At 66.7% G+C, this 17,112-nt stretch carries 16 protein-coding genes; 6 read left to right on the forward strand and 10 right to left on the reverse strand.

Features of this window, described 5'->3' with window-relative positions:
- Nucleotides 1–74: 74 nt before the first annotated feature.
- A complete protein-coding gene (locus IEW85_RS11270; protein ID WP_188685733.1) occupies nucleotides 75–839 on the forward strand; it encodes a LysE/ArgO family amino acid transporter in 765 nt (254 codons plus the stop codon).
- Here the strand turns inward: IEW85_RS11270 and IEW85_RS11275 are convergent, their stop codons facing one another.
- Both IEW85_RS11275 and IEW85_RS11280 read right to left on the reverse strand, forming a co-directional pair.
- Entirely contained in the window at nucleotides 840–2,423 is a 1,584-nt protein-coding gene (locus IEW85_RS11275) for a phytoene desaturase family protein (protein ID WP_188685735.1), read from the reverse strand.
- Nucleotides 2,420–3,607 (reverse strand): hypothetical protein, encoded by a 1,188-nt coding sequence (locus IEW85_RS11280; protein WP_229658982.1) that lies wholly within the window; start codon nucleotides 3,605–3,607, stop codon nucleotides 2,420–2,422. The genes IEW85_RS11275 and IEW85_RS11280 overlap by 4 nt, the downstream gene beginning before the upstream one ends.
- 86 nt (nucleotides 3,608–3,693) lie before the next feature.
- Between IEW85_RS11280 and IEW85_RS11285 the strand changes: the two genes are divergently transcribed.
- Both IEW85_RS11285 and IEW85_RS11290 read left to right on the forward strand, forming a co-directional pair.
- Nucleotides 3,694–4,203 (forward strand): SRPBCC family protein, encoded by a 510-nt coding sequence (locus IEW85_RS11285; RefSeq protein ID WP_188685739.1) that lies wholly within the window; start codon nucleotides 3,694–3,696, stop codon nucleotides 4,201–4,203.
- A 289-nt stretch (nucleotides 4,204–4,492) separates the two neighbouring features.
- Nucleotides 4,493–5,320 (forward strand): CGNR zinc finger domain-containing protein, encoded by an 828-nt coding sequence (locus tag IEW85_RS11290; protein ID WP_188685741.1) that lies wholly within the window; start codon nucleotides 4,493–4,495, stop codon nucleotides 5,318–5,320.
- Here the strand turns inward: IEW85_RS11290 and IEW85_RS11295 are convergent.
- The 4 genes from IEW85_RS11295 to IEW85_RS11310 form a co-directional block, all read right to left on the reverse strand.
- Nucleotides 5,310–6,821 carry a sodium:solute symporter family protein gene (locus tag IEW85_RS11295; RefSeq protein WP_188685743.1) on the reverse strand — a complete coding sequence of 504 codons (1,512 nt, stop codon included), beginning with the start codon at nucleotides 6,819–6,821 and terminating at the stop codon, nucleotides 5,310–5,312. The two genes, IEW85_RS11290 and IEW85_RS11295, sit on opposite strands and share 11 nt — an antisense overlap.
- Nucleotides 6,822–6,827: 6 nt before the next feature.
- A complete protein-coding gene (locus IEW85_RS11300; RefSeq protein ID WP_188685745.1) occupies nucleotides 6,828–7,217 on the reverse strand; it encodes a RidA family protein in 390 nt (129 codons plus the stop codon).
- A 76-nt stretch (nucleotides 7,218–7,293) separates the two neighbouring features.
- On the reverse strand, nucleotides 7,294–8,535 hold the full coding sequence (locus tag IEW85_RS11305) for an alanine racemase (RefSeq protein ID WP_229658983.1): 1,242 nt from the start codon (nucleotides 8,533–8,535) through the stop codon (nucleotides 7,294–7,296).
- Between the two features lie 42 nt (nucleotides 8,536–8,577).
- Complete coding sequence (locus tag IEW85_RS11310) at nucleotides 8,578–10,233, reverse strand: N-acyl-D-amino-acid deacylase family protein (RefSeq protein WP_188685749.1); 1,656 nt, start codon at nucleotides 10,231–10,233, stop codon at nucleotides 8,578–8,580.
- A gap of 194 nt (nucleotides 10,234–10,427) precedes the next feature.
- Here IEW85_RS11310 and IEW85_RS11315 point away from each other — a divergent pair, with 194 nt between their 5' ends.
- Genes IEW85_RS11315 through IEW85_RS11325 form a run of 3 tightly spaced genes read left to right on the forward strand, consistent with a single transcriptional unit; the run spans nucleotide 10,428 to nucleotide 12,702 of the window.
- On the forward strand, nucleotides 10,428–11,081 hold the full coding sequence (locus tag IEW85_RS11315; RefSeq protein WP_188685751.1) for a helix-turn-helix transcriptional regulator: 654 nt from the start codon (nucleotides 10,428–10,430) through the stop codon (nucleotides 11,079–11,081).
- The gene (locus IEW85_RS11320; RefSeq protein ID WP_188685752.1) at nucleotides 11,078–12,085 is read left to right on the forward strand and encodes a sugar kinase; all 1,008 of its coding nucleotides are present in this window, start codon (nucleotides 11,078–11,080) and stop codon (nucleotides 12,083–12,085) included. Before IEW85_RS11315 ends, IEW85_RS11320 begins: the two co-directional genes overlap by 4 nt.
- Nucleotides 12,082–12,702, forward strand: coding sequence for a bifunctional 4-hydroxy-2-oxoglutarate aldolase/2-dehydro-3-deoxy-phosphogluconate aldolase (locus tag IEW85_RS11325; RefSeq protein WP_188685754.1), 621 nt, complete (start codon nucleotides 12,082–12,084; stop codon nucleotides 12,700–12,702). Before IEW85_RS11320 ends, IEW85_RS11325 begins: the two co-directional genes overlap by 4 nt.
- Here the strand turns inward: IEW85_RS11325 and IEW85_RS11330 are convergent.
- Genes IEW85_RS11330 through IEW85_RS11345 form a run of 4 tightly spaced genes read right to left on the reverse strand, consistent with a single transcriptional unit; the run spans nucleotide 12,686 to nucleotide 17,110 of the window.
- Entirely contained in the window at nucleotides 12,686–14,026 is a 1,341-nt protein-coding gene (locus IEW85_RS11330) for an MFS transporter (protein WP_188685756.1), read from the reverse strand. The two genes, IEW85_RS11325 and IEW85_RS11330, sit on opposite strands and share 17 nt — an antisense overlap.
- The gene (locus IEW85_RS11335; protein ID WP_188685758.1) at nucleotides 14,023–15,144 is read right to left on the reverse strand and encodes a phosphotransferase family protein; all 1,122 of its coding nucleotides are present in this window, start codon (nucleotides 15,142–15,144) and stop codon (nucleotides 14,023–14,025) included. The genes IEW85_RS11330 and IEW85_RS11335 overlap by 4 nt, the downstream gene beginning before the upstream one ends.
- Nucleotides 15,141–16,361: an acyl-CoA dehydrogenase family protein gene (locus tag IEW85_RS11340; protein WP_188685760.1), complete on the reverse strand. Its 1,221-nt coding sequence runs from the start codon at nucleotides 16,359–16,361 to the stop codon at nucleotides 15,141–15,143. Before IEW85_RS11340 ends, IEW85_RS11335 begins: the two co-directional genes overlap by 4 nt.
- On the reverse strand, nucleotides 16,361–17,110 hold the full coding sequence (locus IEW85_RS11345) for an SDR family oxidoreductase (RefSeq protein WP_308420885.1): 750 nt from the start codon (nucleotides 17,108–17,110) through the stop codon (nucleotides 16,361–16,363). The genes IEW85_RS11340 and IEW85_RS11345 overlap by 1 nt, the downstream gene beginning before the upstream one ends.
- Between the last annotated feature and the right edge of the window lie 2 nt (nucleotides 17,111–17,112).

A 17,112-nucleotide genomic window follows, 5' to 3' on the forward strand; every position in this document is an offset into this window, starting at 1 on the left:
CTCTGAAGCAATCCTTCAGATGTTGAAGGATTATGCGATGGACTTCATCCCAGGGGCCCCGAAGAATAGACGGCATGACCGTTCTGCTCACCGGACTCCTGACCTGCCTGGCCCTGATCATCGCCATCGGGCCGCAGAGTGCGTGGCTCCTCCGCCAAGGCCTGCGCCGCGACCGCGTGGTGCTGGCCATCTCCTGCTGCCTGGTGGGCGACATCCTGCTGATCGCGCTGGGCGTGGCCGGCGTCGGCGTCGTGCTGGACCGCGCACCCTGGCTGCTGGAAGTCATCCGCTGGCTGGGCGTGGCATATCTGCTGTGGTTCGCCGTGGGCTCCTTCCGCAGCGCCTTCGGCAGCCGGCAGAGCCTCAACCTCACCGAGAAGTCTGAGGCGGAGCAGGACTCGCCCAGCACTGCCCCGCAGCGCACCATCCATGTGGAGATGAGCTCACAGGAGGCCCCCGACGCCGGCTCCGCCGCACCGGCAGACACCTCCACCGGCGGAGGCCCCGCCACCGGCACCCTGCCGGCCGTGCGCGTCACCAAGGTCTCCTCGGTGACCTCCATCGCGGCCACCGGCCTGACCGTCTCCGTGCTGAACCCGCACGCCTGGGTGGACACGATGGTAGTCCTGGGAACGATGGCCAACACCTTCGGCGACGAACGCTGGCTCTTCGGCATCGGCGCCATACTGGCCTCCACCATGTGGTTCGCCGCCCTGGGCCTGGGCGCGGCCGGGCTCTCCCGCTTCCTGAACAGCCCACGGACCTGGACCATCATCGACATCTCCGTGGGCGTGACCATGGTGGTTGTGGCAGGCCTCCTCGCCGTCGGCGGCTTCTGATCAGGCGTACTCCCTGAGCACCCGCTGAGCCGCGTTGTAACCGCCCATCCCGTGGGCGCCGCCGCCGGGAGGCGTGGATGAGGAGCACAGATAGATCGCTTCCATCCCCGTGCTGTACGGGTCCAGCGGAGCGGCCGGCCGGGAGACGAACTGGCGCAGCGTGGGCGCACCCCCGGAGATCGCACCGCCCACGATGTTCGGGTTCCAGGACTCCAGGTCCTCCGGAGTCCACACGCGCCGGGAGAGCACCTCGCGGCGGAAGCCGGGGGCCTGGTGCTCGATCTCCGCGTCGATGAGGCTGGCCGCCCGCTGCGCGGCGGATGCGGAGAGTCCGTGCGGGACATGGGCATAGGCCCACGCCACGTGCCGATGGTCCCCGGTGCGGCTGGGATCGGCCACTGAGGGCTGGGCGAGCAGCACATAGGGCCTGCCCGGCAGCACGCCCTGAGCCACGGCGGACTCCGCACCGGCCAGCTGTGCGGCCGAACCGCCCAGATGCACGGTGCCGGCACGCCGCATCCCCTCATGGGCCCACGGGATCGGCCCATCCACCAGATAGTCGACCTTCACGATGGCGGGCCCGTAGTACCAGCGGCGCATCGCCCGCCGGTAGCGATCGGGCAGCTGCATCCCCTCCATGGCCAACACCTGCTGGGGCGTGAGGTCCAGCAGCACCACATCGGCCGCCTCGACGGAGCTGCGAGGACGCCGGTCCGGCCGGGAGGCGCTCTCACGGCCTTCGATGCGGTAGCCGCGCGGCTTCATATCCTTCCGCACACCACGGCGCCCGGCAGTCAGCGCCGCCTCTCTGATGCCGGTGACCTCGACCCCGGTCCGCAGCTCTCCACCATGAGCTTCCAAGTCCTCCACCAGCACCCGCGTGACCTCCCCTGAGCCGCCCCGGGCGAAGGGCCATCCGGACATATGCCCTGTGGCACCGAAGATCACGCCGAACGCGCCGCTGAGCGGATTGCTCAGCGGCATCATGGCATGACCGGCCAGGCCGGCGAAGAACGCCTTGGTCCGGTCCTCCCGGAAACTCTGGTTCACCGCGGTGGCCGGCCACGCACCCCGTCCGCCCAGCTGCAGGTATGCGCGGATCCTCCGCATCGGCGAGGAGCTGCCGCCGTTGGAGAAGGGTCGAGTGGGAGGAGCCAGCGCAGCGCGGCCCACCTCGGTCCAGTTCTCCAACAGCGGTTCGAAGATCTGACGCCAGCGGTCGCCGTCGACCCCCAGCGCCTCAGCGGTGAGATCCAGGTCCTGGTGCAGCAGCACCGGCTCCTGGGGCGGACCGGAGCCGGCGCCGTCGATCCCCTGGGCGGCGGCCACCTCCGGCATCGCCCACTCCAGCCCATAGTCCTCCAGCGGCAGGTCCCGGAAGGCCAGGGAGCTCTCGTGGAAGGTGAACACGGAGGCCCCGTAGTCGCTGAGCACGCCCTCAGTCAGCAGCTCACCGGAGCGCACCGCTCCTCCGGGCGCATCAGCCTGCTCGTAGACGGTGACCTCCCAGCCTGCTCGGGCGAGCAGACAGGCGGCCACCAGACCGTTGGGACCGGAGCCGACGACGGCGGCGCGGACTGTCATGAGGTCTCAACCTCCTGAGAAGACGCAGAGAACTGAGCAAGCATCGCTGCGATGTGACGGATGAACACGATGAGCCATGAGAACAGGATCCCCGCAGCGATCAGCTCCAGAGAGGTCAGGTTGTAGTAGCCGATGGGCCGCCACAACGAGCCGGCGAAGATCAGCGCCGCCGCCGAGAGCAGACACATCAGGTAGAAGGTGCGGGGGAAACCGGGCAGCCAATACGGCATCCCGATCAGCAGGACCAGGAAGAACACCCCGAAGGCGGCGGTGACCAGTGTGTGCAGCTCATTGTGCACATTCACCGGCACCATCCCGACGCCGGCCAGAGAGGCTCCCATGCCGATCATCGTCACCCGCACCGCCAGCACGCGGGGCCGGCGGAAATGCTTGAGCCGTCCGTGGCGCTCGGTGAGGTGCTGCACCCAGATCTCCAGATCCCGGGCGATGAAGGCGGTCAGCGTGGTGATGATGACTCCGGAGACCACCAGCGTGGTGTTGAAGGTCCAGAAGCTGGTCAGTCCGGCCTGGCCGGTTCCCAGTTCGGAGAACATCACATGCCACCAGAACGGATTCTCCGCGAAGAGCATGGAGACCAGCACGCCGGAGGCCATGAAGATCGCCAGCAGGGTGGACAGTGAGAAGGCGTTGATCCGTGCACCGGAGTTGAAGCTGAAGTAGGCCGCTCCCCCGCCCACGATCCCCAGCAGGATGGAGCCGGCGATGTAGTCCACCGTCAGGCCCACGAACGCCTCCTGGAACACACGGAAGAGACCCAGGCAGACCATGACCGCGATGGAGGAGTGGACCACCAGCAGGGCCACTGTGTCCAACAGCTGCCGAATCCTGGGGCGCTGACCCAGCCACAGGTTCGCCATCCGGGTGTTGAGCGAATAGCCCAGCATAAAGGCGATCCCCGCCGTCACCCCGCCCACGACCGAGGAGTAGAACTGGATGGACTCATCTCCGGCCAGCGCCGGACGGGAGCCCGGGAAGAACACGAAGCCGACCGCCAGGCCGATCATTCCGCCCAGGATCGCACTCCAGATCGCCCGGGACTCGATCAGGATCTGCAGCCGGGCCTGAGACCGGACCTGGTCCGGCGTCGTCGTAGTGGGGTGCCCCGCCTCTTCGAGGGCAACACGAGCTGCCAGACGGCGTGCCTGGCCGCGCCTGCGCATCATCACCATGAAAGCTCACCACCCTCTTCGCCTCGATGCAGTGGATACCCAAGTTACCGAACCCTGAGCCGTTCCGTAGACTGCCCACTATGGGAGACACACCACAGAGGCTTCAGAAGGGCGCCGACATCGTGGCCTACACGATCACCGTGGACGCCCCGGCTCGGCAGCTCTGGGAGATCGGGGCGAACCCCCACCGCCACCATGAGCTGGACGGATCCGGCACCGTCCGCTCCTCGGCCATCGGCCCGCGCGAGCTTCAGACCGGAGACCGCTTCCGTGTAGACATGAAGAAGTTCGGCCTCCCCTATGCGCTCACCGTCCGGGTGACTGAGTCACACCCCCCGCAGAGCCCCGATGCCGGCTCCGCGGCCCCCGGCGTGGTGGAGTGGCGTCAGCCCACCGGGCACCGCTGGCGCTGGGAGTTCGCACCCGTGGCCGGACCTGAGGGCACGGAGCAGACCGAGGTCACCGAGAGCTATGACGCCTCCGGGCAGCAGCCGCTGGTGCGCCGCTTCCTGAACACGGTGAAGGTCGCTGAGGCGAACGCGAAGGGCATTCGGGTGTCTCTGCAGAAGCTCCACGACCGTTTCTCCTGAGCGGGTGACTGCCTGCTGGAGCGCTGGTGGTGGACCGCCGGCCGACCCAGTGGTCGTGGAGTGCCAGATGTTACGGTGCCTCAGATGATGACCTCCCAAGTGTGAACGGCGCAGATATCCGAAGAAAGTTTCGGGTAATGTGCCGAAACTCCCGCTAGACTGTAGGTGACGAGGAGGATCCGCAGGCTTCGCGCACCGAACACCTGACGGCTCTGCTCACGTTGCACCAGAGCGCCACCGTTGCCGTTCCGACGGGGGCGCACCTTTATTCCTGTCAGGAGATGACTGCATGTTCGACGCAGAGATCAATCGCGCCCTGGCCGCGGCCGTAGACCTGTTGAATACGGCTGAGGGACAGCACAGCGCCAAACCGAGCCCCGATGATCTCACCAGCATCGAGGCGCTGAGGAAGTTCGTGGCAGCACGGGACAAGGGCCTCGGATGGACCTCCTCGGGCGCCGACCGCGATGAGGTCGACCGTGTCCGGGACCTGCGCCGCACTGTGGCGAGCATCTGGACCGCAGAAGAGGGCCAGGCCCCCACCGAGAAGCTGAACTCCCTGCTCGAGGGCGTGGGGACCAGGGTGGTCCCGGCCGCTGAGGGCAGCGGAACCGAGTCCAGCTACCGTGCAGCGCCCATCCCGGTGAGCGGCAGGCCCGCGGATGTGATGACGGCGAGCATCGCCCATGCCCTGCAGTTCCTGGTGGTCCAGGGAGAGACCGGCCGCATGCGCACCTGCAAGGGCGCCGACTGCGACGCCGCGATCGTGGACCTGACCCGCAACCGCTCCAAGCTGTTCTGCGACTTCGGCAACTGCGCCAACCGCGCCCACGTCCGGGCCTACCGGGCACGTCAGGCGGCACTGCGCCAGGCCAGCAAGCAGGGTGGCGGTGCTTCCACGAAGAAGGCTGCCACGTCCGAGGCTGCGGCTGAGGAGAAGCCGGCGCGCAGCAAGCCTTCCTCCGCCGAGAAGGCGGCCGAGCTGGAGGAGCCGACCTCGGTGTCCTCGGTGGCGGCCAAGGAGTTCCGCGACCGCATGCGCGATGATCTCATGGAGAAGCGCGATAAGAAGGACAAGAAGTCCAAGAAGAAGGGGAAGAAGAAGTCTAAGAAGTAGGATCAGGAGCTGCAGGCGAGGACTGACCCGCCTGGACCGTGGTCCCCACATCGATCTGCGCGCGCTCCTGAGCCAGCTGGGCGAGCGCCTCCTCCTCAGAGACGGTGGTCGGCGGGGTCAGCAGGCTGACCACGACGCCGGCCGATGCGGCTGCCAACAGCGACGGGATGGCCGGGCTGCCCCAGAACTCGCTCCAGGAGGAGACTGCCTCCACGGTGAGCGAGGTGGCGGATCCGGCCACGATGGCGGCGACGCCGCCCAACGCGGTGGAGCGCTTCCAGAATCGTCCGAGCACCGAGGCGACAAACAGTCCGGTGAGGATCGTGGAGATCATCGTGGTGATGTAGCCGATGACGGTGTCAGCCACCAGCGCCCCTGCCAGGGCGAGGCCGAGGACGCCGAAGAGGCCGATCCTCGAGTAGAGGACCATCTTCTCCTTCTTCGGCATCCTGCCGGTGACCATATGGACCACGTCGCGCAGCAGGATCGTCACCGCGGTCACGGCGTCGGAATCCCCTGAGGACATCGTGGCCGAGAGACCTGCCACCAGGAGGAAGGCGCCCAGTGCCAGCGGGAAGACCTCAGTGGCCAGATATGGGAAGGCCATATCCGGCGACTCGAGGTTCGGGTTCAGGCTGTAGGCGGCCATCCCCACCATCGCGGGCAGCACGGCGAAGAAGCCGAACAGACCCGCAACCCAGAGGAAGCTGTGCCGCACCACCGCGGTGCTCGAGGCCGAGTAGATCCGCTGCCGGAATGAGGGCGTGGCCAGCACGCCCACGGCGATCACCACCGCAAAGGAGATGCCCTGCAGCGGTCCCATCGCTTCGAAACCGAGGAAGCTCATGGCTTCCTCCCCGGACTCGGCGCTGAGACCTTCGAATCCGCCCAGGGTCACCACGGCCAGCACGGCCAGGACCGTGAAGCCTACGAACAGCAGCGTGCCCTGGATGGCGTCTGTGATGACCACGGCCAGATATCCCCCGACGATCGTGTAGATTCCGAAGCCGAAGGCCACGATGATCTTGGCCAGGTCCACATCGATGCCGGTCAGGTAGGTCAGATAGATCGCCCCGCCCATGATGTGGGCGCCGAGCCAGCCGATGCTGGCCAGCAGCAGGATGATCGCGACCAGCCCCTTCACCTTTCGGCAGGCCCCGTAGTAGAAGCTGACCTCTTCGGAGTAGGTCATGAAGCCGTAGCGGCGCACTCCGGAGAAGAGCAGCATCAGCAGGAGCACGCCTGTGGCACCGCCGATTCCGTAGAGAGCGCCGGCCCATCCGTTCTCATATCCGAAGCCCACGGCGCCCAGGCTCGACCCTGTCCCCACCAGAGTGGCCAGGGTGGTGGCCAGCAGCAGCGGAGTGCTCAGATTGCGCCCGGCCAGCAGAAAGTCCTCACCGGTCTTATTCCTGCGGGCGATCAGGATCCCGACGCCGAGCATCAGGATGACGAAGCCGATGAAGACTCCGAGATAGATCGGATGCGGGGAGATGTCCATGGCTGATCACCCCTCTGAGGTGGACGGGGAGCAGAGGACCACATCCACTTCGATGGCGAATCCGGGCAGGTCCGCCTGCAGCGTGGTGCGGGCGACCTGGCCTTCGCCGAAATATTCGGAGAAGAGCTCGTTCATGCCGGCGAAGTCGCCGAGATCGCGCAGGTAGACCCCCACACGCACCGTCTCGTCCAGGCTCGCGCCCGCTGAGGCGGCGACCAGGGCGAGGTTGTCGAAGGTGGCCCGGGCCTGAGCCTCGAAGTCTCCCTCAACCAGGGTCCCGTCGGGCCGGTGCGGTGTTGCGCCGGAGAGGAAGACGAAGTCTCCGGCACGCACGGCGTGGGCGTAGGGGCCTCCGGGACGTCCGGCCTCGGGGGTGAAGATGGGCTGCTTGGTCATAGACTTTCCTTTCGTGGTCGGTCCCGCCCCTGCCGGTCGACAGGCGCGCAGATGCAGGGTTCGAGGTCTTCTCGGGTCAGAAGCAGGTGCGGAGCACGGCGTCCCAGCGCAGCTGATGCGGCGAGGTGCGGGTCACCAGCAGGATGTCGCGCCATTTGTCGGCGATGGTGCAGGGGTGGGCCTGTCCGAGCTCGACGAGGTCGCCGACCTGCAGCCCCTCACCGTGGCAGCGCAGGTATCCGTGCTGGTCGTTGGAATCGAAGATCTCCGCCTTCGCCAGCTCCTCGACAGTGCCGTCGGCCCGGTGGACGCGCAGTGGGCGAGGCAGGGTGATGTCATAGGCGAAGTCGCGCTTGCCGGCGTCGAGGATGGCCAGATCCTCCTCCGGCCGGGAGAGCACCCGTGTCCACAAGATGGCTGCGGGCGTCAGGCTCGGGCCGTCGCCGCGGGTGACCCGCGGGGTCAGCCGCTCATAGTGGAGATGGTCGTGGAGCAGATAGGCCCCCGAGCGGACGATCACCCGGGCATCCCCACAGCGCTGGGCCACCGGCGTGAGCACCTCTGCGACCAGGTCGAAGTAGAGTCCACCGCCGGCGGTGACCACCGGAGTCTCCGTCTCGATCTCCTGCACGAAGCGCTCCAGCAGGGCCCCCATCCGCTCGAGGAAGCTGCGGACCTCGTCGACGCGCTCTTTGGGGAGGACGCCCTCGAAGCCGGAGAACCCGGCGAAGGACAGACCATCCGCCTCACGGATGGCGTGGACGATCGGGGAGATCTGGGCATCGTCCCGGACGCCGGCTCGGCGCCCCGGGATGCCCAGCTCCACACACACCTGGACCGGGCGCCCTGTTCCTGCGAGCGCCTGACCCATCAGCTCCACCGCCTCGAGCGAGTCGACCCAGCACATCACCTCGGGACCCGGGGCAGCGGTGATGTCACGGAGCCAACGCAGCCCCGGAGGCGTGAGGAATTCGTTGCCGACGATGATCAGCGGCACCTGGTGGGCTGCGGCGACGCGAGCCTGAGCCGCATTGGCCACGGTGATCCCCACGGCACCCGTCGCCAGCTGCGCCTTCCAGAGATCCGGGGTCATCGTGGTCTTTCCATGGGGCGCCAGCAGCACCCGCTTCTCCGCCGCCCAGCGGGCCATCTCTGTGATGTTCGAGACCAGACTGTCTGTGTCCCAGGTGAGCATCGGCGTCGGGAGCTGCTCTCGGATCTCCACCGTGTCTCCGGGCAGGTGTTCGCCCAGATGGGATTTTGAGAGCGGATCGATGCCAGCTCGGTCGGCGGTCACCTTGTCTCTGATGTCGTACATGAGGTTCTCCTCCATAGGTCTCTCCAGCTCAGCGGGAGCTGGTCACAGGGTCCGGCCGCTCTGGGCAGCGCGGATCAGCCGTCCGGCCCCGGCCGATCGGCCCATCTCAGGCGCTGGCCAGACACGGCCGCCGCGCATGACGACCGCATCCAGCCCGGCGGTCTCCTGCCGAGGGCTGCGATAGTCGGCTGAGTCTCGATAGGCGGTCGGGTCGATGATCTGAAGGTCGGCAGGGGCCCCGACGACGAGCCCGGAGGAACCTGCTCCGAACCGTGCGACCGGTGCGGTGCTCATGCGGCGGACCGCCTCCTCAGGCGCCATCAGCTTCTCCGCTCGGGCAAACTCGCTCAGCGTCTTGGGGAAGGCCCCGAAGAGCCGTGGGTGGACATAGCCCTCCTCTCGCGGCAGGCCGTCGGAACCGATGAAGGTGAAGGGCCAGGAGAGCGCCTCGCGCAGCCCCTCCGGACAGGACTGGTGGATGACGATGGTCAGGACCCCGCCTTCTGCAAGCAGCAGATCCGCCAGGCATTCCGCGGGCTCCTGGGACTGTGCGGCCGCGATGTCAGCCAGGACGAGACCCTCCAGCTGCGCGTGCTCCGGGCGTCCGAAGCCTGCCAGCAGGATGGATCCCGGTCCTGCGGAGCAGTACTGGTTCTCCAGCGGGCCGCTCCAGGGGTGCCGCATCTCCTCGAGGGCACGCCTCCGCAGGTCAGAAGTGGAGAGGACCTCGAGCAGGGAATCGGTGCCGCGCTCTGTGACCCAGCTGGGCAGCAGCGTCGAAGCTGTGGTGCTGCCGGCGGTGTAGGGGTACACATCCGCGGTGACGTCTGTTCCTTGGGCCCGAGCGAGGTCGAGGCGCTCGATGATCACAGGCATCGTGCCGAAGTTGGCACGCCCGGTCACCTTCAGATGGCTGATGTGGACGGGGCAGCCTGTCCGACGACCGAGAGCGAGGAGCTCGTCCACGGACGCCTGAAGGCCACCGCCCTCATTGCGGATATGAGCGACGAGGAGTTTTCCGTGCCGGGCGAGGATCTGCGCCAGAGCGGTGAGCTCAGCGTCGTCCGCCGCACTGCCCGGGACATACATCAGACCCAGTGACAGGCCTGCCGCACCGGCTCTGAGCGCCTCATCCAGCGCACCGGCCATCTGCTGGATCTCTCGGGAGTCAGCGGCTCGGGCCTCGGGACCGATGACATGTGCACGCAGCGGCGCATGGGGCACCAGAGCAAGGGCATCGATATCCAGCGGCATGACATCCAACGCGTCCAGGTAATCGGTGAAGCGGGAAAAGCTCTGAGGCGGGAGAGGCCCGAGCACAGGGACCGAATACTCCTGCAGTCCGGCCCCGCCGACGGAGGGAGCGACGCCGTGGCCGCAGTTGCCGACGACTGTGGTGGTGACGCCTTGGGAGAGCTTGGGATCCACTGCGTGGGGGCGGAAGAGGGCGGCGTCGTCGTGGGAGTGGACGTCGATGAATGTGGGCAGCAGCTGGTGACCCTCGAGGTCGATCGAGGCCTCCCCCTCGGACCGGGCGAGCCGGGTCCCGATCTCGACGATCCCACCGTCCCGGATGCGCATATCGGCGGAATATCCGGCGGCTCCCGTGCCATCGAGGATCTCAGCGCCGCGCAGGAGCATCCGGCCGGATGCACTCCCCCGGCCGAAGCTCTGCCGTCCCGCGTCTGCGGTGATCATCCCGTCTCCTCTCGCCTAGGATGTGATGCCGAACACGTCAGAGCACCATTGATGAACGACACTAGCGAGAGGTTTACTGAATGTCTATACGGTTAATATAACTTTTACATACACTCCGGCGGACCGCAGCTCGCATCGGGGTACCGTAGAGATCCCAGGACCCAGAGGGAGGGACGCCCTTGAGCGATGTGACTGTGAGCTCGCCCAGATTCGAAAGCATCGAAGGTCTCCATGCCGTGATGGCGCCGGTGATGAAGGCCGTGGCCGTCGCCGTCGGAGAGCACTGCGAGGTGGTGCTCCACGACCTGAGCAGCCGTGAGATGGACCAGACGATCTACGCCATCGAGAACGGGCACATCAGCGGTCGCACAGTGGGCGGACCGTCCACGGACCGTGGCCTGGCACTGATCAAGGACGAAGCCGCCGACCACAATGCCTTCGGCTATCGGGGCCGCACCCCGGACGGCCGCGAGCTGCACTGCTCGTCGGTCTATTACCGCAATCAGGCCGGATCGGTCATCGGAGCGCTGTGCATCAACGTGGATCTCACCGCCTTGGAGAACGCCCGCTCCATCATCAGCTCGCTCCTGCCCGCCGATGAGGAAGGGCCGGAGGAGGTCGTGGGCCCGAACATCGACTCCGTGCTCGACGGCATGATGGAGTCCGCGATCGGCGAGATCGGCAAGCCGCCGCCGGTCATGGTGAAGGAGGATCGGATCGAGGTCCTGCGGATCCTGGAGGAGCGCGGCGCCTTCCACATCAAGCGTGCCGTGGACCGCGTGGCGCAGCGCCTCGGCATCTCCAAGGTCACCGCCTACAGCTATCTCGACACCATCAGGAATCCATGAGCGCAGAGCATCTGAACGCAGAGACCCCGCGGCGGACCACGGTGCTCTGCGCCGGCGAGACGATGGCCCTGGTCACCCCCAGCACCTCGGAGCGGCTGCGGGACGCGCAGACGTTCCACGTGGAGGCCGGCGGGGCCGAGTCCAACGTCGCCGCCCATCTGGCACAGCTGGGACGCATGAGCCGCTGGTTCAGCCGACTCGGCGACGACCAGCTCGGTCACCGCGTGGCAGAGCACATCCGGAGCCGCGGCGTCGACCTCACCGGAGTCAGCTACGACGCCGACCTCCCCACCGGGGTCTACTTCAAGGACCCCGGACACGGGGTTCTCTACTACCGAGCTGGTTCGGCGGCCTCGGCGATGGGAGCCGCTGACGCTCAGGAGCTCGATCTCCAGGACGTCGGCCTGGTGCACCTCTCCGGGATCACGGTGGCCCTGTCGGAATCCGCAGCCAGGTTCACGCAGACGCTGATGGAGCGGGCGGCCGCAGCGGGCATTCCCGTGAGCTTCGATGTGAACCACCGGACAGCGCTCTGGGACAGACACGCCGCCGGAGCGAACTGGCACCCGGGAGCAGCCGCCGACGTGCTGAAGAGCTTCGCCGCCCGCGCTGACATCGTCCTGGTCGGAATGGACGAGGCCGAGGGGCTCTGGGGCACCAGCACGGCCGAACAGGTCCGTGACCTGTTCCCACAGGTGAGGCACCTTGTGATCAAAGACGGAGATGTGGGCGCCTTCGAGCTCTCCGAGCAGCAGGAGCACTTCGAACCGGCGATTCCCACTGAGGTGGTCGAAGTCGTGGGAGCCGGGGACGCCTTCGCCGCCGGATACCTGCATGAACTGCTGCGCGGTTCAGGGCCCGGCGAGCGCCTGCGCGCGGGACATCGTCGTGCATCCCTGACGCTGCAGACCACCGCCGACCTTCCTTCCGAGCCCGCCCAGACCCGTCCCACCCCCTCTGAGCCCGCTCAGACCCATCCCACTGCCGAAGGAGCAGCACCATGAGCACTGTGAGCAACACCTGGTTCGACGAGGCATTCAGCGGTGCCCCGGTGATGGCCATACTGCGCGGCATGGGCGTGGAGAAGTCGGTGGAACTGGCCACCACAGCATGGGACCTCGGCATCGACTCGGTGGAGCTTCCCCTGCAGACACCGCAGGACGAGGAGGCGCTGCGCGAGGTCTCCGCCCTGGCACGCGAGCGGGGACGCTCCGTCGGCGCAGGGACCATCGTGCGGGCCGACCAGATCGCGGCCGCCCATGAAGCAGGTGCTGAGTACCTGGTCTCCCCCGGCTACGACGAAGCGGTCATCCGCGCCGCCGACGAGCAGTCCCTCCCCTTCCTGCCGGGAGTCTCCTCCCCCACCGAGATCCAGGCGGCAGCCGCCCTGGGGCTCACCTGGCTGAAGGCCTTCCCGGCCAACTGGCTGGGCCCTGCCTGGTTCCCCCTGATGAAGGGCCCCTTCCCCGAGGTGAAGTTCGTCGCCACCGGCGGCCTCAACGCCCGCAACGCCGGCACCTTCCTCGAGGCCGGGGTGCGCGTCGTCGCCGTCGGGTCCGCTCTCGAGGACCCGGAGCAGCTGCGTCTGATGGCCGAGGAGCTGCTCAACGCACCGCGTTGAGATCGACCCCACGAGTCTCCGGCAACAGCTTCACCGCGATCAGGGTGACCACACAGAGCACCACCACGTAGGCGTTGGACATCCACTGCATGCCCACGCTGTTGAACAGCTGGTTGAGGTACGGGGCGAATCCGCCGAACACCGCCACCGACAGCGAGTAGGCCAGTCCGATGTTTCGTGTCCGCTGAGCCGTGGGGAAGACCTCCGACATCACACAGGAGAGCAGAGCACCGGCAGCGCCGACGATCAGCAGAGCCGCCATGGAGGCGACCAACAGCGTCCAAGGCTGATCCGAGATCAGCCCCATGAGCGGGAACTGGCCCAGCGCCATAGCGATGGCGAAGGTGTACAGCACCGGCTTTCGGCCGATCCGGTCCGAGAAGCGCCCCCACAGCGGCAAGGCCGCCAAAGCGACGATCTGGGCCACCACCGTGACCCAATAGGCGCTGTTGGCGTCCATCCCCTGCTCCACGATCGCGTAGGTCGAGACATAGGACGTCCAGGTGTAGTGCGCACAGGTCACTCCCGAGACCATCGCGATGATCAGCAGAATCGACTTCACCGGGCTCTTCCGCGCGACCGCGGCAGCCACTTCAGGCTCCGGCTCAGTCTGCGCGGCGACCTCATCGGCGGTGATCTCGTCCCGCGTCACCTCCTCGAAGGTGGCAGACTCAGCCATCCCCAGCCTCATATAGAGCGCGACGACGGCGAGCACAGCACCCAGCCAGAACGGGATGCGCCAACCCCACTCCAGGACGAAGGAATCCTCAGCATTGAAGGTGATCACGCCTCCGACCGAGTAGGCCAACACAGAACCGCCGAAGATGGCGATGAAGACGACGCTTCCCCATTGGCCGCGCCGATGGGGCGGAGCGATCTCAGCGACATAGCTGTTGGCCGCAGCCGACTCGCCTCCATGAGCGAAGCCCTGCACCACCCTCAGCAGGAGGAGCATCACTGAGGCCCACACACCCACTGTCTCGTAGGTGGGCAGCAGTCCGATGAGCACAGAAGCGATGGCCATGCTCATCATGGTCGTGATCAGGACGAACTTCCGCCCCTTACGATCAGCGATCTGGCCGAAGACGATGCCGCCAAGTGGGCGCACGATGAAACCGACCGCGAAGACCGCCAAGGTGGACAGCAGCGCCGACACCGGATTGTCCGGGTTGAACATCACCTGGGCGATGAACGGCGCGAACACCGCATAGGCGCTCCACTCGTACCACTCCAGCACCTGCCCGGCAGTGCTGGCTCCCAGAGATCTCCTCTGAGCCCGCTGCTGCTTGCGCGGCATGGGCGCGACATAGCTGGCCTGTGTCATATCTGGGTCTCCTTGATCTTCAGCCCCCGCGGCATCTGCGCGGAGTGCTCACGGGCGCGCTCCAGAAGCTGGGGCACCCCCTCCTCAAGCTGTTCTGCGAAGGTGTCTCCCGGACGCTCGCCGTTGAGCCAGCGGGTGTACATCGCCTCGCAGAAGATCGCGGCCTTCCACAGCGCCATGGTCTGGTACCAGGGCAGCGCGTCCAGCTGCAGATCCGAGTTCTGCGCATAGGCCTCCACCAACTCCGCCCGGCTGTGGAAGCCCTCCATGCGTGTGACCGAGGTCAGCTCCAGCACGGTGCTGGACTCCCCCGGCTGTGCGTAGGTGGCGGTCAGATACCCGAGATCGGCCAACGGGTCCCCCAACGTGGCCATCTCCCAATCGAGGACTGCGAGGACCTCCCCTGCCTCGGAGGGCGTCTCCGACGGCGCATACATGACATTGCCCATGCGGTAGTCCCCATGGATGACGGCGTGCCGCTGAGTCGGGGGAAGGTTCTCCCAGAGCCACCGCGACAGCTCCTCGACGAGCGGGATCTCCCGGCGTGTGTTGACCGGCCACAGGCCTGCGAAGCGCCTGACCTGGCGCTCCAGGTAGCCCTCGGGCCGGCCCAGCGCGCTCACCGACGGATCACCGACATCGATGTCATGGAGCTGCACCAGGGTCTCCACCAATGAGGACGAGAGCCGACGCCGGTCCGCATCAGCCTCGACGAAGCGCAAAGGCAGTTCGTCAGTGATGACGTCGCCTTCGATATGCTCCATCACGTAGAAGGGGACTCCGAGCAGGCCCTCGTCCTCACAGACGGCCCGGATCCTGGGGACGGGGAACCCCTGTGTGGCCAGAGCCTGCTGCACCCTGGCCTCTCGGAGCATGTCATGGGTCGACTTGGGCAGCGGCGGCCGCGGCCCTCGACGCAGCACCAGGTCAGCGCCTTCACGCAGGACACGGAACGTGACGTTGGACTGGCCTTCACCGATGCGACGGACTTCAAGTGCACCCCGGCCCAGAGCGTGCCCATCCAGGAACCGGCGGACCTCCTCGACGACGAACAGCGGAGGCATGCTCATCTCTGCCGCCTGCGCTGCCGTGTCCACGATCTCTGAACTGCGAGTCATCGTGACACCTCCTCAGCCCGACGGCGCTGCCTGGCCGCCGCCCGGCGGGCGATCGCCCAACGGTGCGTCTCCGAGGACCCGTCATAGATCCGGAAGGGACGGACCTCGTTCAGATACTGCGCCAAGGGCAGGTCATCAGAGACACCGTCGCCTCCGCAGAGCTGGATGGCGCGATCGATCACCCGGAAGACCGCCTCCGAACAGTGCACCTTGGCCACCGAGGAGAGCTTTGACCCCGCCTTGGGATCAGTGACCAACAGATCTGCTGTGCGCTGGATGAGCGCTCGGGAGGTCTCGAGGTCGATCTCACTGTCAGCGATCATCGTCTGCGCGATTCCCTGATCTGCCAGTGCCGCACCGAAGATCTCCCTACGGTTGGCCCGGTCCAGGGCGATCTCCTGTGCTCGGGAGGCCAGCCCCAGCCAACGCATGCAATGGGTCAGGCGGGCTGGGCCCAGACGGACCTGGGCATAGCGGAACCCTTCGTGCGGCTCCCCCAGAACGGCATCATCACCGACCTGCACCTCCTCAAGGCGCACATGAGGATGGCCTCCGCCGATGGCTCGATCCACGGTGTGGATCTGCCTCGGGATGCTCATTCCCCCGGCCTCCATGGGGACCAGGAACATCGTGGCCGCGGCCTCGCCGCCGCCCTCCTCCTGCGTACGTGCCATCACGATCATGTAGGACGCGACATTGGCCCCGGAGCTGAAGCGCTTCTCCCCACGGATCACCCACCCGTCCTGGGTGCGTTCAGCCGTGGTCCTCAGCTGCGAGGGGTCGGAGCCGGCACCCGGATGCGGCTCAGACATGCCGAAGCAGGAATTCACCTCCCCTGAGGCCAGAGGAGCCAGAAAGCGCCGCTTCTGCTCCTCAGTCGCGATCTCACTGAGCATGTGCATGTTTCCCTCATCGGGAGCCATGCAGTTCAGCGCGGTGGGACCGATCGGTGAACGACCTGCCGCCTCGAAGACTCGGGGCCACTGGGAGATGGGCAGCCCCAGTCCTCCCCATCTCTGCGGCACATGGGGGGCGAAGACCCCAGCCGAGCGCGCTGCCGCCTGAAGCTCTGCACGCACAGCCTCCGGCAGTGACTCCCCCGGAGTCGGCTCACGAGGGACCACCACGTCGTGGATGAACTGCTCGACCCGCTCCACCAGCTCGTCGAGAGCCGATGGGCTCAGAGTCTCGGGCACCTGCGTCTCGACTGCTCCCATCAGGCTGTCCCTCCTGCCGTGACCAAGCCGCCATCTGTGGTGAGCACGTGACCGGTGATCCAATCAGCTCCGTCTCCCACCAGGAAGGCCACCGCTCGACCCACGTCTTCTGGAGTTCCCAGGCGTCTGAGCGGGTAATCCGCAGCCACCTGCTCCTCACGCCCCTCATAGAGAGCACGCGCAAAGTCCGTCTTGACCACAGCCGGAGACACGGCATTGACGCGGATCTCCGGCCCCAGCTCCACCGCCAGCGTGCGCGTCAGATGCGACACCGCCGCCTTGGTGATCCCATAGAACCCGATGTTCGCGGAAGGGATCTCCGAAGTCACTGAGGAGAGGAAGACCACGCGGCCGCGATGCCCGCGCAGATCCAGCGCCTCAGCGGCCAGAGCCTGCTGAACCCAGCTGAGTCCAGCCAGTACGTTGACGTCGAACATCTTGCGACCGGCATCGATGCTGAGTTCCTCCAACGGCCCGTAGACCGGATTGATCCCGGCATTGTTGATGAGCATGTCCAGCCGTCCGAAACGCTCGGCAATGATGCCGAGCACTTCGTTCTGATGTTCTGCTGAGTCAGCCTTGCCCGCCACCCCGACTGCAGAATCAGGCAGAGAGCTCAGCGCCTCATCGAGGCCCTCCTGCTGACGGGCAGTGATCACCACATCTGCCCCCTGATCAGCGAGGGACCGGGCGATGGCCAGACCGATCCCGCGGCTGGCACCGGTGATCAGAGCGACCTGGCCGCTCAACG

This window comes from Nesterenkonia cremea, assembly GCF_014642675.1.
GTDB lineage: Bacteria > Actinomycetota > Actinomycetes > Actinomycetales > Micrococcaceae > Nesterenkonia > Nesterenkonia cremea.

Coding starts and splice junctions, on each gene's coding strand:
- IEW85_RS11270 (WP_188685733.1), top strand. CDS start 75: ATGACCGTTCTGCTCACCGGACTCCTGACCTGCCTGGCCCTGATCATC.
- IEW85_RS11275 (WP_188685735.1), bottom strand. CDS start 2,423: ATGACAGTCCGCGCCGCCGTCGTCGGCTCCGGTCCCAACGGTCTGGTG.
- IEW85_RS11280 (WP_229658982.1), bottom strand. CDS start 3,607: ATGATGCGCAGGCGCGGCCAGGCACGCCGTCTGGCAGCTCGTGTTGCC.
- IEW85_RS11285 (WP_188685739.1), top strand. CDS start 3,694: ATGGGAGACACACCACAGAGGCTTCAGAAGGGCGCCGACATCGTGGCC.
- IEW85_RS11290 (WP_188685741.1), top strand. CDS start 4,493: ATGTTCGACGCAGAGATCAATCGCGCCCTGGCCGCGGCCGTAGACCTG.
- IEW85_RS11295 (WP_188685743.1), bottom strand. CDS start 6,821: ATGGACATCTCCCCGCATCCGATCTATCTCGGAGTCTTCATCGGCTTC.
- IEW85_RS11300 (WP_188685745.1), bottom strand. CDS start 7,217: ATGACCAAGCAGCCCATCTTCACCCCCGAGGCCGGACGTCCCGGAGGC.
- IEW85_RS11305 (WP_229658983.1), bottom strand. CDS start 8,535: ATGTACGACATCAGAGACAAGGTGACCGCCGACCGAGCTGGCATCGAT.
- IEW85_RS11310 (WP_188685749.1), bottom strand. CDS start 10,233: ATGATCACCGCAGACGCGGGACGGCAGAGCTTCGGCCGGGGGAGTGCA.
- IEW85_RS11320 (WP_188685752.1), top strand. CDS start 11,078: ATGAGCGCAGAGCATCTGAACGCAGAGACCCCGCGGCGGACCACGGTG.
- IEW85_RS11325 (WP_188685754.1), top strand. CDS start 12,082: ATGAGCACTGTGAGCAACACCTGGTTCGACGAGGCATTCAGCGGTGCC.
- IEW85_RS11330 (WP_188685756.1), bottom strand. CDS start 14,026: ATGACACAGGCCAGCTATGTCGCGCCCATGCCGCGCAAGCAGCAGCGG.
- IEW85_RS11335 (WP_188685758.1), bottom strand. CDS start 15,144: ATGACTCGCAGTTCAGAGATCGTGGACACGGCAGCGCAGGCGGCAGAG.
- IEW85_RS11340 (WP_188685760.1), bottom strand. CDS start 16,361: ATGGGAGCAGTCGAGACGCAGGTGCCCGAGACTCTGAGCCCATCGGCT.